The 12,851-nt window shown below is 65.9% G+C and carries 12 protein-coding genes; 2 read left to right on the forward strand and 10 right to left on the reverse strand.

Translation table 11 applies throughout. The annotated features are described in order from the left end of the window. Window positions 1–1,138: hypothetical protein (locus LO50_RS05825; protein ID WP_044314403.1), on the reverse strand; the 1,138-nt coding region annotated here is incomplete at its 3' end. Between the two features lie 239 nt (window positions 1,139–1,377). Here LO50_RS05825 and LO50_RS05830 point away from each other — a divergent pair. Continuing rightward, complete coding sequence (locus LO50_RS05830) at window positions 1,378–2,388, forward strand: zinc-dependent alcohol dehydrogenase family protein (protein ID WP_044314404.1); 1,011 nt, start codon at window positions 1,378–1,380, stop codon at window positions 2,386–2,388. 62 nt (window positions 2,389–2,450) lie between these two features. Beyond that, a complete protein-coding gene (locus tag LO50_RS05835; RefSeq protein ID WP_044314405.1) occupies window positions 2,451–3,386 on the forward strand; it encodes a class I SAM-dependent methyltransferase in 936 nt (311 codons plus the stop codon). Window positions 3,387–3,398: 12 nt separating this feature from the next. Here the strand turns inward: LO50_RS05835 and LO50_RS05840 are convergent, their stop codons facing one another. The 9 genes from LO50_RS05840 to LO50_RS05880 all read right to left on the reverse strand — a co-directional run. Continuing rightward, window positions 3,399–4,343 carry an ABC transporter substrate-binding protein gene (locus LO50_RS05840; RefSeq protein WP_044314406.1) on the reverse strand — a complete coding sequence of 315 codons (945 nt, stop codon included), beginning with the start codon at window positions 4,341–4,343 and terminating at the stop codon, window positions 3,399–3,401. Next, a complete protein-coding gene (locus LO50_RS05845; protein WP_044314407.1) occupies window positions 4,340–5,173 on the reverse strand; it encodes an ABC transporter ATP-binding protein in 834 nt (277 codons plus the stop codon). The genes LO50_RS05840 and LO50_RS05845 overlap by 4 nt, the downstream gene beginning before the upstream one ends. Continuing rightward, on the reverse strand, window positions 5,173–6,219 hold the full coding sequence (locus tag LO50_RS05850) for a FecCD family ABC transporter permease (protein ID WP_044314408.1): 1,047 nt from the start codon (window positions 6,217–6,219) through the stop codon (window positions 5,173–5,175). The genes LO50_RS05845 and LO50_RS05850 overlap by 1 nt, the downstream gene beginning before the upstream one ends. A gap of 2 nt (window positions 6,220–6,221) precedes the next feature. Further along, the gene (locus LO50_RS05855) at window positions 6,222–7,256 is read right to left on the reverse strand and encodes a FecCD family ABC transporter permease (RefSeq protein WP_272867656.1); all 1,035 of its coding nucleotides are present in this window, start codon (window positions 7,254–7,256) and stop codon (window positions 6,222–6,224) included. Window positions 7,257–7,310: 54 nt separating this feature from the next. Next, the gene (locus tag LO50_RS05860; RefSeq protein WP_044314410.1) at window positions 7,311–9,299 is read right to left on the reverse strand and encodes a TonB-dependent receptor domain-containing protein; all 1,989 of its coding nucleotides are present in this window, start codon (window positions 9,297–9,299) and stop codon (window positions 7,311–7,313) included. Window positions 9,300–9,363: 64 nt separating this feature from the next. After that, window positions 9,364–10,524: an MFS transporter gene (locus LO50_RS05865; RefSeq protein WP_336434161.1), complete on the reverse strand. Its 1,161-nt coding sequence runs from the start codon at window positions 10,522–10,524 to the stop codon at window positions 9,364–9,366. A 314-nt stretch (window positions 10,525–10,838) separates the two neighbouring features. Next, on the reverse strand, window positions 10,839–11,291 hold the full coding sequence (locus tag LO50_RS05870; RefSeq protein WP_014821095.1) for a DUF305 domain-containing protein: 453 nt from the start codon (window positions 11,289–11,291) through the stop codon (window positions 10,839–10,841). Window positions 11,292–11,496: 205 nt separating this feature from the next. Next, window positions 11,497–12,018, reverse strand: a complete 522-nt coding sequence (gene rloA3 / locus LO50_RS05875; protein WP_044314412.1) for a retropepsin-like aspartic peptidase RloA3 — start codon at window positions 12,016–12,018, stop codon at window positions 11,497–11,499. 55 nt (window positions 12,019–12,073) lie between these two features. Beyond that, a partial coding sequence (locus LO50_RS05880; RefSeq protein ID WP_044314413.1) for a LysR substrate-binding domain-containing protein occupies window positions 12,074–12,851 on the reverse strand: 778 nt, incomplete at its 5' end.

A 12,851-nucleotide genomic window follows, 5' to 3' on the forward strand; every position in this document is an offset into this window, starting at 1 on the left:
ATGGCGGGTGCGGCACGTGGTAATCGATCAGCACGTCGCGGCCGTCCACCGTGGCCTGGCGCGGTGCGAGCGGGGTCCAGCCCTTACGCTCGATGACGACGCGATGGTAGACCTTGCCGAGCATTTGGCCGAACCAGCGATAGCCGTTCGCCGACAGGTGCACGCCCTTGTCGGTGTAGGGATAGACCGGGCCGACCAGGTACCAGCCGGGTTCTTCCTGGGCCAGTTCCCATTGCGCCATGCCGACCGCGAGCGAACCGTCCTTGACCGAGGATTTGGCGTCGGTCTGGTAGCTGAAGAAGGCCGGCATCTTTTCCTGCCCGGCGATGGCCTTGGCGGTGTCGGCGTAGAGGTCGTCGCGCAGCTGGCGCAGTTTGGCCTTGTAGTACGCCTGATCGTTCTTGCCGCCGTTGGTGTGGGAATAGTCGTACTCGCCCTGCAACCAGAAGAACGCGCTGATGCTGTAGCTGGCCTGTTGCGCATCGGCCAGCGCCTTGGCCTGATCGACGGCCTGGGTCACGCGCAGGTATTCGTTGGTGCCGCCGGTTTTCGAGAGCTGGGCAATGGAGCGGCCCGAGGTCGAGGCGTTGCTGGCGACGAACAGGTGATCCGGATCGGTGTCGCGGCCGAGGTGATGCAGATAGAGCCGGCGTGCCATGTTCAGCGCGCCGACTTCCACCGATTCGCCTTCTTCCTGCGCCTGCGGCGCGAGCTTGCCGACCTTTTCTGCATCGAGCACCACGGCCGCGTTGCTCTTCTGCTGAACCACGGCGCGCAACGGCGTGAAGGCCGCTTCGCCCACCGGTTTGAACGCCGCGCCGCTGAACGCAGCCGAGCGTGGCGACTGGCCGAGCATGAGGTTGTCGTAGCGCGGTGCCACCGAGAGCGCTGGCCAGCCTTCGGCGGCGGAGGCGAGCGACTGGCCGTAGGTGATGATGTGGTTGTACTTGCTTTCCAGCGGCTGGGTCAGCTCGTTCGGCTTGGCCAGGAGCTCGGCGGTCAGGCGCTTGTTCTCGGCGTCGCGGGCGGCCAGCTGCGCCTCTGTTTCGGCCGCCAGGCTGGGCGTGGCCAGGGCGAGCAGGAGTGCGGCGGCGAGGGTGCTGTGCAGGATCGTCGGTTGATCAGGGCGATGGGGCATGAAGTTGTTCCGGATGCGCTGGGCAGTTTCGTGCGGCTGCCTGCGGGCGAGCCGTGGACAATTGGCGAACGCGCTTTCGACGATGGCGAAGGAGGTAAGTTCGCGGCCGCCATGTCGATGGCGGATTGGCTATGCTGTCGCGCATTCGAGCAGCGATGCGCAGCAGGCTTCGGCAGGCCGAACGATGCGGCTGCCGACCGTTCCCATGCAGGTCATCCCGTTAGCAGAGGAGAATTCCAATGAGCCACAAAGCCATATTCGTACAGCCCGGCGGCGGTTATGACCGGGTCATCGTTGGCACCAGCGAGGCCCCCAGACCGGAGGCCGGCGAGATCACCGTGCGCCTGCGCGCCAACTCGCTCAACTACCACGACTTCGCGGTGGTCAGCGGCATGTGGGGCCCCAGCGAGCCGCGCATTCCCATGGCCGATGGCGCCGGTGAAGTGGTGGCGGTGGGGTCGGGCGTGACTGAATTCGCCGTTGGCGATGCGGTGGTCAGCACCTTCTTCCCCGACTGGTTGGCCGGTGAGCCGCTGATCGAGGGTTTCGCCACGGTGCCGGGCGATGGCGTCGATGGTTATGCACGGGAAATGGTCACCGCGCGCGCCACCTCGTTCACCCATGCACCCAAGGGCTACAGCCATGCCGAGGCGTCTACCCTGACCACCGCCGGCCTCACTGCCTGGCGCGCGCTGATGTCCGACGGCAAGCTCAAACCCGGCGACAGCGTGCTGATCCAAGGCACCGGCGGCGTTTCCATCTTTGCCCTGCAGTTCGCCAAGATGGCCGGCGCCACGGTCATCGCCACCTCGTCCAGCGATGCCAAGCTCGAGCGCCTGCGCGAAATGGGCGCCGATCACCTGATCAACTACCGCAGCACGCCGGCTTGGGGCGAGACGGTGCGCAAGATGACCAATGGCCGCGGCGTCGACCAGGTGATCGAAGTCGGCGGGCCGGCGACGCTGGAGCAGTCGATGGTGGCGGCGCGCATCGGAGGGCATATCTCGGTGATCGGCATCCTCACCGGCGTTGCCGGCGAGCTGCCGCTGGTGCCAGCGCTGGTGCGCCAGCTGCGTCTACAGGGTGTGCTGGTCGGCAGCCGCGCACAGCAGCAGGAGATGATCCGCGCCATCGACGCCAACGGCATCCGCCCGGTGATCGACAAGCACTTTGCCGTGGACGATATCGTCGAGGCGTTCCGCTATCAGGAAACCAACCAGCACTTCGGCAAGATCTGCCTGGATATCTGAAGCCTGGCATCGGCGGCGGCTGCGTTTAGAATGCGCGGCCACGCTGCCGACGATGCCTGCCCATGACGCCCGAACACCTCACCACCCTGCAAAATCACCTGCTCGACGCGCTGACCAACGTGCCCGACGAGACGCGGCGGTTGTTCCATGGTCGCGGCCGCTGCTATCCGGGGCTCGAACAGCTGACCGTCGACTGGCTGCAGGGCGTGGTGCTGGTGGCGCTGTTCCGCGATCCGGGCGAGGCGGAACGGGCGGCGCTAGAGCAGATGCTCATGGCGCTGACCGAATCCCCGGCCTGGAAGCAGAGCCAGGCACAGCGCTTGCTGCTGCAGCATCGCTATCTGCCGGATGCACCGACCGAGGCGTTGCTGGGCGATGTGTCCGCCGAGTGGCTGATCAGCGAGAACGGTCTGCGCTACAAGCTCGATCTCGGGCGCAAGCAGAACAACGGCCTGTTCCTCGATATGCGCTACGGCCGCCATTGGGTGCAGGAACACGCGCAGGGCAAACGGGTGCTCAACCTGTTCGCCTACACCTGCGGCTTTTCCGTCGCGGCGATCGCCGGTGGCGCCGAACACGTGGTCAATCTGGACATGGCCAGCGCGGCGCTGACCCGAGGGCGGGAGAACCACCGCTTGAATGGTCACGATCTCAGCAAGGTGAGCTTTCTCGGCCACGAACTGTTCAAGTCGTGGGGCAAGGTGCGCAAGCTCGGGCCTTATGACCTGATCATCATCGACCCGCCTTCCTTCCAGAAGGGCAGCTTCGCCCTGACCCGCGATTACCAGAAGATCCTGCGCAAGCTGCCGGAGTTGCTGGACGGCGGCGGCCAGGTGCTGGCCTGCGTGAATGACCCGGATATCGGCGCGGACTTCCTGATCCAGGGCATGGCTGCCGACGCGCCGCAGCTGCGCTTCGAGCAGCGCCTGGAAAACCCGCCGGAGTTTCCCGACATCAGCCCCGAAAGCGGGCTCAAGGCGCTGCTGTTTTCCGCCTGACGTGGGGATGGCTCAGTCCTTTGTGACCGGCTCTGCATCCGCCTTGCCGAGCAGATGCTCGACGTCCTCGATCACCTGCAGTGCCGCCAGCGGACCGCCGACGGACGTCCACAGCGAGCCGTCGACAGCGCCGAAGCGTTTGCTCTGCAGCGCCGAGAGCTGGCCGAACGCCGGGGTCTGTTCGGCCTGACGCATGGCCTCGACCGCCTCGCCGCTGGTAGCCAGGGTGCCGATCACCAGCCAGTCGGCATCCAGCAGTTCCAGTGACTCCAGGCTCAGTGCCATCGAGTGGGTGTGGCCGGGGTCCTGCTGATGGGCGGGGCGGCTGAGGCCGAGGTCTTCGATGACCGTGCTGGCGAAGGCATCCTTGAACATGTACGAGGGGCCCTTGGGATTCCAGCGCACGATGCTGAGGGTTTCGCCCTGATGCGTGCTCAGCCGCTCGCGCGCCTGTTCGACGCGAGCGCGGTAGCGGTCCAGCACGGCGTTGGCTTCGGCGTTCTTGTTCAGGATCTGTGCGGTGCGCTGCATGGTTTCCTGCCAAGGGCGACCCCAACTGTAGGTGATGACGGTCGGTGCGATCTCGTTGAGGATCGCCAGCTGCTCCGGCTTTACCGGGCCGGTGAGGATCAGATCGGGCTCCAGTTCGAGCAGGGTTTCCAGATTCGGATTGTCCAGATCGCCGACCACCGGGACGTCCGCCGGCAGCTTGCCCTCGAGGTAGCGCGGCGGTGCGGCCTGGCCGCGGCCGTTGATGGCGCCGACCGGGGTGACGCCAAGGGCGAGTGCGGTATCCAGATCGATTTCGCTGAGGGTGATCACCCGCTTCGGCGCTTCCGGCACGGTGACGGTGTTGCCCATGGCATCGCTCACCTGGCGCGTATCGGCCAGGGCGGGCAAGGCGAGCAGGCTGGCCAGCAGAGCGGCGGCCAGGTGACGTGGGGTCTTGAGGGTCATTGCATACCTTCCGTTTCGGGGTGTTCTCGGAGAGTGGGTTGCTGGAGCGCACGGGTACGGCGGCGCGGCACGATCACCGGCGCGCCGTCGCCGGGGGCCGGAAGGATGTCGACGTCGGTGTCGTAAAGGCGGTCGACCAGGGCCTTGGTCATCACCTGCCGCGCCGGGCCGATGGCCTGCACCCGGCCGTCGGCCAGGGCGATCAGCTCATCGCAGTAACGGGCGGCCACGCCGAGGTCATGGATCACGATCAGCACCGTGCGCCCGGCCGCGGCGATCTGGTGCACAGCTTCCATCACCTCGGCCTGGTGGCCGATGTCCAGCGCGCTGGTGGGTTCGTCGAGCAGGATCAGGTCGGTGTTCTGCGCGAGGATCATGCCGAGCCAGGCCCGTTGCGCCTGGCCACCCGAGAGCGAGGCGGCGCTGCGTTGCCAGATCGCATCGAGCTGCATCACCTCGCGGGCGCGTGCAACCTGGCGGGCGTCTTCCGCGCTCCACTGGTTGAACCAGCCCTGGTGCGGATGGCGGCCGTACTGCACCAGCTGTTCCACGCGGATGCCTTCGGCTAGCACCGGCCGTTGCGGCAGAAAGGCCAGCTGTCGCGCCAGCGCCTTGAGCGAGTAGCCCAGCAGCGGCTTGCCGTGGATCTCCACGGTGCCGCGTTGCAGCGGCAGCTGGCGGGCGAGCAGTTTGAGCAGCGTGGATTTGCCGCTGCCATTGGGGCCGACGATGCCGATCAGCTTGCCTCTGGGCAGGCTGAAGGAGACGTCGTCGAGCACGACCTTGTCCTGATAGGCGAAGTGCAGGTTTTCCGCGCGCAGGGCAGTCATCAGTCAGCTCCTCGTCTGTCCTTGAGCAGCAGGCCGAGCAGCAGGATGCCGCCGAGCAGCCGCGTCATGATGCCGGTTGGGATTTCCTCGGGCTGGGCGAGCACCCGCACCAGGGTGTCGCTGCCGAGCAGCAATACCGCGCCGCACAGCGCCGATAGCCACAGCGGGGCGAGGCTGTCGCGGGCCAGCCAGGAGGCGAGGATCGGTGCGGCCATGGCGATGAACACCACCGGTCCGCCGATCGCCGTACCCAGCGCGGCCACCACGATTGCCAGGGCGAGCACGCCGAGCTGGACCAGCGGCACCTTCACCCCGAGGTTCTGCGCCGTGGCGTCGCCGAAGCGCAGCAGCGCCAGCAGCCGATTGACCAGCGCCATCAGCGGGCAGAGCAGCAACAGCAGCAGTGCGACGGGCTTGACCGTCTGATAGCTGACACCGGCGAAGTGGCCCATGGTCCACAGGTAGATGCTGCCCAAGTGAGCGAGGGGTTGCGTCGACATGGCGAATTCGCCGAGGGCGCCGAGCAGTTCCGACAGCGCAATGCCGATGACGATGAACAGGTAGTCCTGCTCGCCGGGGCGTCGGCACAGGGCGAACAATGCGGCGGCCGCCAGCGCGGCTCCGAGTGGCGACGCCCACCATGGCCAGTTGCCGAGGGTCAGGTAGAGAGCGAAGACGACCACTGCCAGCGAGGCGCCCTCATTCACCCCGATCATGTCCGGTGTCGCCAGGCGGTTGCGTACCAGGGTCTGGATCAGGCAGCCGGCCATGCCCATGGCCAGCCCGGCGATGATCGCGGCGGCGACCCGCGGCAGGCGAATCTTGAAGACCATGATTTCCTGCAGCCTGCTGCCATTTCCGGTGAGGGTGGCGATGACGTCGCGCACGCCCAGATGGCCGCTGCCGAGGCTGGTCGCCAGGACGGTCAAGCCCAGCAGCACCAGCACGAGCAGGGTGAACATCAACCAACTGCGCCGATGCAGCAGCAGGCTGATGCCACCGAGGCGCAGCGTCCAGACGCCGGAAGGTGTGGGGATGGAGGTCATGGCTACCTCACCGTCAACAGGGAACGAAAGCCGCCGCGCAACACGATGGCGATCAGCGCCGGCGCGCCGAGCGCGGCCAGCAGGGTGCCGACCGGCAGTTCGTACGGCTGCAGCAGCCAGCGCGAGAGTACGTCGGCGGCGAGCAGGAAGAGCATGCCGAACAGCGTGGAAAACAGCAGTTGCCGCAGCAGTGCCACCGGCTCGATGCGGCGCGCGCAATAGGCGGCGAGAAAACCGAGAAAGCCGATCGGCCCGGCCAGCGAGATGGCGCAGGCGGTGAGCAGGGTGGATGCCGCCAGCACGCCGAGGCGCACCCAACCGGTATGGATGCCCAGCGCGCGGGCCTGGCTGTCGCCCATCTGCATCAGCGTCAGCTGACGGCAGAGCAGCGTCGCCAGCACCAGTCCGAGCACGGCCAGCGGGCTGACCGTGCCGACCGCATCGAGGCTGGAGGCCGACAGCGAGCCGAGGTTCCAGAAGCGGAATTGCTCCAGCGCCACCCGAGTGGAGAGCAGCAGGAAATTCGCCAGACCGCCGAAGATCGCGCCGAGCGCCACCCCGGCAAGGATCAGCTTCAGCGGGCTGGCCTGACCCAGCATCAGGCCGACGCCCAGCACCAGCAGATTGCCCAGCAGGGCGCCGGCGCCGGACCAGAGCAGGTAGCCCCGGGTCGACTCGACGCCGAAATAGATCAGGCCGATCACCAGCCCGAGCACCGCGCCGGCATTGACACCGAGCAGGCCGGGTTCGGCCAGGGGATTACGTGTCGCGCTCTGCAGCAGCGAGGCGGCGATTGCGAGGCTGGCGCCCACCACCAGCGCGGCGAGGGTGCGCGGCAGCCGCAGGGTATCGACGACCATGGCCAGTTTGTCGTCGGCCACATAGTCGGGCTGGCCGAGCAGATAGCCGAACACGGCGTCGGCACCATACACGCCGGCACCGGTGGCCAGGGACAGAGTCAGCAGCACGAGCAGAAGCCCGCCGCCGGCAATCAGCGTGGCCTTCTGCAACGCTGGCATCGTTGGATCAGTCCGCATGGTTCACTTCGCGTCTCCAGGTGAACCCGGCGGCTCGCGCCGCCGGGTGGGGCGTCAGATGTCGTAGGCGAAACCGACGAACAGCGTGCGACCCATGAGGATGTTGTCGACGGCCTGAGCCATCTCGTCGCGCTTCTCGTTGGTCAGGTTGTTGAGCCCGCCGTTGAGTGTCAGCTGCTTGGTGGCCTGGTAGCGGGCACCGAGGCTCAGGGTGTGGAAGGCACCGGTCTCGAACGCCCCGGAGCGCGCCACGTCGTACAGGTACTGGCTGCCGGTGTACTGGTAATCCAGGTTCAGGCCGAGCTTTGGCAGCGCCTGCCAGTCGGCACCCAGGTTGGCGATATGCTGCGGCGAGTTGCGGATCGGCTCGTCGGTGTCGCGATCCCTGGCGTCGGAGTAGGTGTAGTTCGCGCGCAGGCCGATGCGGTCGCTCAGCAGGTAGTTGCCCTGCAGCTCGTAACCCTTGATCCGCACATGGGGCTGGTTGTAGGTGGTCAGCACCGGGTCGGCGGCGACGATCTGGCCGTTTACGCGAATCAGCCGCGTCGTTTCGGTGCTGATCATGTCTTCGATGTCGGTCTGGAAGAACATGATGCCGGCCTGCAGGCGGTCATTCTGGTAGAAGGTGCCGAGCTCGTAGCTGGTGGCGGTTTCCGGCTTGAGATCCTCGTTGCCGACCGTCACGCAGTAGCCACGGCAGGCGATTTCCACGTAGGTGGGATCGGATTGGGCAATGCTCGGCGCCTTGAACGACTTGCCCACGCCGCCCTTGATCACCCAGCTGTCGCTGAGGTTGTAAACGCCGTAGGCGCGCGGGCTGAATTCGCTGCCGAAGCTTTCGTGATCATCCCAGCGGGCGCCGAGGGTGATATCCAGCTGTCCCAGGGAGAACTCGTCCTGCAGGTAGAGCGCCTGCTGATCGATCTCTATCTCCGAACCGAGGTTGTTGCTGTGGCTGAGTTCGGTGCGGCGCAGTTCGCTGCCCAGGGTCAGCAGGTGGTTGCCGAGGAACGCGGTCACCTGGCCGTCGACCGTATGGTTGGTCTGGTTGACGTTGCTGAAGCGGCCGCCGCGCAGGTCGGTCATGACCTCGGAATCGTCCATCAGGTCGACGTCTTCGTAGTAGTAGCGGACCCGCGAGTTAAAGCCGTCCCAGCTGCCGTTGTGGGTCAGGCCGAAGGCGCTGCGTTCCATCTCCTGAACGTTGGTCGGAAAGGCGAAGCCCGAGTTGCTCCAGGTGCCCTTGCGGTCGTCCTCACGATAGCTCAGGTCGAGGTCGATGCTCTGGCGCTCGTCTAGCAGCCAGCTCAGGCTGCCGTAGGCGCTGGCGTTCTGGCGTTTTTCGGCGGCATCAATCAGGGGCGACGTAGTCTGGTCCGAACCCCAGGCAGCCTGGTCGGTGCCCTCGACGATCAGGTTGCCGAGCAGCTTGTCCTCGATCAGCGTGCCGCTGATGTAGCCGCTGGTCTTGTGGCTGTCACCGGAATCACCCTCGGTCGGGTGCTCGTAGCCGTAGGCGATGCCGGCCTTGGTGTCGGCGGTCGGTTTACGCAGGATCACGTTGACCACGCCACCGATGGCATCGGCGCCGTACAGCGAGGACATCGGCCCGCGGATCACCTCGATGCGCTCGATGGCGGCCATCGGGATCGAGGACAGATCGAAGTCGTTGGCGTAGTTGGAGACCAGGGCTTCACGCGAGTTGATGCGGCGGCCGTTGACCAACAGCAGGGTGTAGTCCGAATCCATCCCGCGCAGTCTGATTTCCTTGCGGCCGTAGGTCGACGACGGGCTGATGTACACCCCCGGCAGGTATTTCACCGCATCGGCGAGGTTGTACACCGGCAGCTTGTCGAGGTCGTCGCGGGTGACCACCGACACGCTCGCCGGCGCGCTGAGTTCGCTGTGGGCGGTCTGGGTGGCGGTGATGACTTCGTTCTGCAGCGTGACCGGCTCGCTGGCGATGGCGAGCATCGGAAGGAGTGCGCCGAGTAGCGTGAGCGGCAGGTGACGGGGACGACTGATGGTTCTTACAGAAGGCATTGCAGGCTCCATTGCGGTTTGATCGATGCGGGATGTAAGTCTCATCAGGCGTGCGGCTGCAGGTTCAGGCCCTGCTTGTGGTTATAGGTGTTGGCAGGTGTCCATGGCGTCGTAGGGCGGCGAGCAGTAACAGCAGGGTTGCGCCTGCGGTCAGGGTGAGGACCACGTGGAAACCTGCGAGGTGTTCGAAACCCGTCAGCTCGCCATCGGCAGTCGTACCCAGGTAGGCGGCGGAGGCCAGGCTGCCGAGGCCGGCGGCAACGTTGCTGACGGACCCGTGCAGCGCCATGAACGCGGCGCGTTGATGGGGCGCCGGAATGCTCGCGGCGACCGTCGTGGTGCTGCTGGTGCGCAATGTGCTGAGTGCCATGAACAGGCTGAACACCAGCAACAGCGGCAGTGGAACCAGCAGGGCGAAGCCGAGCAGCGTGATCAGTGCCAGCAGGCCGCTGCTGCTCAGGACCAGCCGGCGGGCGTGGCCGCGATCGATCCAGCTGCCGCCCAGACGCACGGCGGCCAGGCTGGCCAGCCCACCGCACAGGTAGAGCACGCCGATGTGTTCGCGGGCGAAGCCGAGATTGAACTGGAAGAATGCGGAAAAGTGCGGCACCAGCAGGAAGTGGCTGAACATCTGCAATGCGACAAGCGCCAGTGCCCCCAGGCACAGCGGTGAGCGCAACAGCGGGCGCAGCACTCCTGGCGGGCGTGGGTGTGGTTGCGGATTGGGGAAGAGGATGTGGCAGCCAAACGCGAGCGCCAGGCCAACCGCGGCAACGCCCAGCATCGGCGCGCGCCAGCCCAGCCAGCGCGCGAGTTCCAGCGCCAGAGGCGTGACGACGATGGCGGCGAGGGAGAAACCCATCGCTAGGCGGGCGAGCTGCCGGCCCCGTTCGGCTGGCGGGATCAGATCGAGCAGGCTCGCCATCAGCACCGCGCCCAGGGGGCCGGCGATGAATGCGCTGAGCACGAAGAGCCAAGTCAACTGGTGCGCGTCGGAGGCACCTGCGCAGGCACCGAGCAGGGCGAAGCGCAGGACGAGCAGGGTGAGCAGCACCGGCTTGCGCTCGAAGCGGTCCAGCCAGGCAGCACTGAGCGCCGAGCCGAGGGCGGCTGCCAAGGTCGCGGCGCCAGCCAGATACCCTATGCGGTCGGCAGGCATGTCCAGTTCGCGGAAGAAATCCGGGCCGAGCGGCATGATCATCATCAGGCTGCCGATCGATAGCATGCTAATCAGTGTGGCCAGCTGAATAGCCGTTTTTGTTTGTCGATCTGCATCCATGTGCATAACGCCGCTAGGTGAGGCGGTGCATCTTATGCAGCTATAAACGCGAATTCAAATGCAAATCGTTATTGTTTGTCCGCGTTGCGGGAGATTGCATTGGATGGCGGCGCGCTATGGGGCGGAATAGCGGAGATGGCGCGCGGGGCTTCGATACCATAAGACCGCGCGAAAGCCCCCGAGATGAACTTATATCGGAGGTCGGCTGCGCCGCCTGAGCAGGCGGCGCCAGCGATCCGTGCTGTACGACCTGCCCTGGGTCAGTCGCGTGCCTCGAGGTCCTTGATCAGCGCCTTCATCTCGTCGATCTCACGGCGTTGCGCCTCGATGATGCTGTCCGCCAGCTCGCGCACCCTCGGGTCCTGGATATCCGCCCGCTCGCTGGTGAGGATGGCGATGGAGTGGTGCGGAATCATCGCCTTCATCCACGACACCTGGTCCACCGTCGCCTGGCTGCGCACCAGCCACAAGGACACTACGAACACCAGCGCGCTGCCGGCGAAAATGGCGATGTTCACCCCACGCCGCGGATACATCTTCAGCATGAATGCCAGCATGACGATCGCCATGGCCGCGCCCATGATCAACGCCATGTAGGCGCGGGTTTCGCTGAACAGGATGTGGTCGGTCTGGAACACGTTCAGGTACATCAGGCCGAACATGACCAGCGTCGAGGTGGCAATCATTGCGCCGAATTTGACGTAGGGCTGCATAGGCGTGCTCTCCTCTCGCTATGACTGGTGGGGCGGCAAATCGCCAGCCCATTTGGTCATCTCGACAGCCCTCGGTCGGTGCCGTTCACGTTTCTCGGCCACGCCAGCGGCACGCACTGGCAGACTGCGATGGCCTCGCAGGGCTGACCGCAGCGCAATGTGCAGCCGGCCCTAATCGCCGTGGCGACCTTCGAGGCACCGCGGCTCAGCGAGTGGCCAGCTCTGAGCAGCTGGGCTCTATGGTGAACGTGCGCGCCGAGTCGACCGGGCCGAGCTTCTCCAGGGTGCGGCGGCCGAGCAGCACGGGGTAGTGCATTTCATCGCGATCCCTGAGCGAGAACTGCTCCTCGAGGAGGCGATCGCCGATGCACACCTTCATCAGCACCACCGGACGATCCTCTTTGCCGCCGGCGCCGCGGACGGTCAGTTCGCGATGCAGTTTGCGCTCGATGCGCGATTTGACCAGCTTGTCCCGTTCGATGTCCTCAAGGTCCAGATCGAAGCGGACCCACTCGTCACCGTCCCGCTCGAAATACTCGATGTCTTCGGCATGCATCGACGAAGTCAGCGCGCCGGTGTCGAGCTTGAACTTCACCGTGACTTCCTCGGGAAGCACCTTGCCACGCTCCACCCAGCCGAGCGGTGTGCCGTCGGCGGCGAGGGAAGGGAGGGTATGCAATGACAGCAGCAACGCGGCGGGTAAGGCCAGTAGTCGTGACGATTTCAATGGCAACTCCGGGGGTAGTGGCTTCGCTCAATAGAGCGAAATCTGCCGCGGACGTTCAGCGCACCGTGGTTTCGCCGCTGCGACCGGTTGGCGATCGACTACCTTGAGCCGCTTCGCGTTCGCCGATCTTTTCGCTCAGTGCACGAACGAAGGCGTCCACCGCGACCGGCAGGTAACGCGAGCTGCGCACATACACGCCGAGGTCGCTGAACACCGCGCCGCCATCGTTCAGCGGTACGTGCACGAGCGTGCCGCCGGCCAGCTCGGCTTCGATGCCGATGTGCGTCTGGAAGGCGACCCCGGCACCGCGCTTGGCCATCTGCAGGGCCAGCTCCACGGAGCTGGTTTCCAGCGGCGCCTTGTGTCGCGGGCGGGTGCGCGCCAGCAGCGGCGCCAGCAGGTGATGGATGGACAGATCGCTCTTGGCCAGGATCAGCGGGTATTCGGCGCAGGTGGCGAAGCTCACCTCGGCGCGTTCGGCCAGCGGATGCGAGGGGGGAACGATTGCGCCGAGACGGAAGTGGCCGACGCCCAGCTGCTGCAAGTCAGCAGTACGCGGCAGGGCAAAGGCCAGGCCGATGTCCGCCTGGCCGCTGATGACAGCCTCGGGAATCGCCTGCGAGCCAAGGCTGGTGACGCCCACGGTAACCCGCGGATAGCGTTCGCGCAGCTGCTCCAGCACGCCAGGTAGAAGATCGGTGGTGACGCCGGATACCGTGGCGATTTCCACATGGCCGGTGCGCAGGCCCTGCAGCGCGTTCAGTTCGGAGCGCACACGCTCGGCGTCCTGCAATACGACGATGACATGGCGGGCGAATATCTCGCCGGCGGCG

It is taken from the genome of Stutzerimonas stutzeri (genome assembly GCF_000935215.1).
Taxonomy (GTDB): domain Bacteria; phylum Pseudomonadota; class Gammaproteobacteria; order Pseudomonadales; family Pseudomonadaceae; genus Stutzerimonas.

What these genes read in the sequence shown, in the direction of transcription:
- LO50_RS05830 (WP_044314404.1), top strand. Translation starts at nt 1,378, where the DNA reads ATGAGCCACAAAGCCATATTCGTACAGCCCGGCGGCGGTTATGACCGG.
- LO50_RS05835 (WP_044314405.1), top strand. Translation starts at nt 2,451, where the DNA reads ATGACGCCCGAACACCTCACCACCCTGCAAAATCACCTGCTCGACGCG.
- LO50_RS05840 (WP_044314406.1), bottom strand. Translation starts at nt 4,343, where the DNA reads ATGACCCTCAAGACCCCACGTCACCTGGCCGCCGCTCTGCTGGCCAGC.
- LO50_RS05845 (WP_044314407.1), bottom strand. Translation starts at nt 5,173, where the DNA reads ATGACTGCCCTGCGCGCGGAAAACCTGCACTTCGCCTATCAGGACAAG.
- LO50_RS05850 (WP_044314408.1), bottom strand. Translation starts at nt 6,219, where the DNA reads ATGACCTCCATCCCCACACCTTCCGGCGTCTGGACGCTGCGCCTCGGT.
- LO50_RS05855 (WP_272867656.1), bottom strand. Translation starts at nt 7,256, where the DNA reads ATGCGGACTGATCCAACGATGCCAGCGTTGCAGAAGGCCACGCTGATT.
- LO50_RS05860 (WP_044314410.1), bottom strand. Translation starts at nt 9,299, where the DNA reads ATGCCTTCTGTAAGAACCATCAGTCGTCCCCGTCACCTGCCGCTCACG.
- LO50_RS05865 (WP_336434161.1), bottom strand. Translation starts at nt 10,524, where the DNA reads ATGCTATCGATCGGCAGCCTGATGATGATCATGCCGCTCGGCCCGGAT.
- LO50_RS05870 (WP_014821095.1), bottom strand. Translation starts at nt 11,291, where the DNA reads ATGCAGCCCTACGTCAAATTCGGCGCAATGATTGCCACCTCGACGCTG.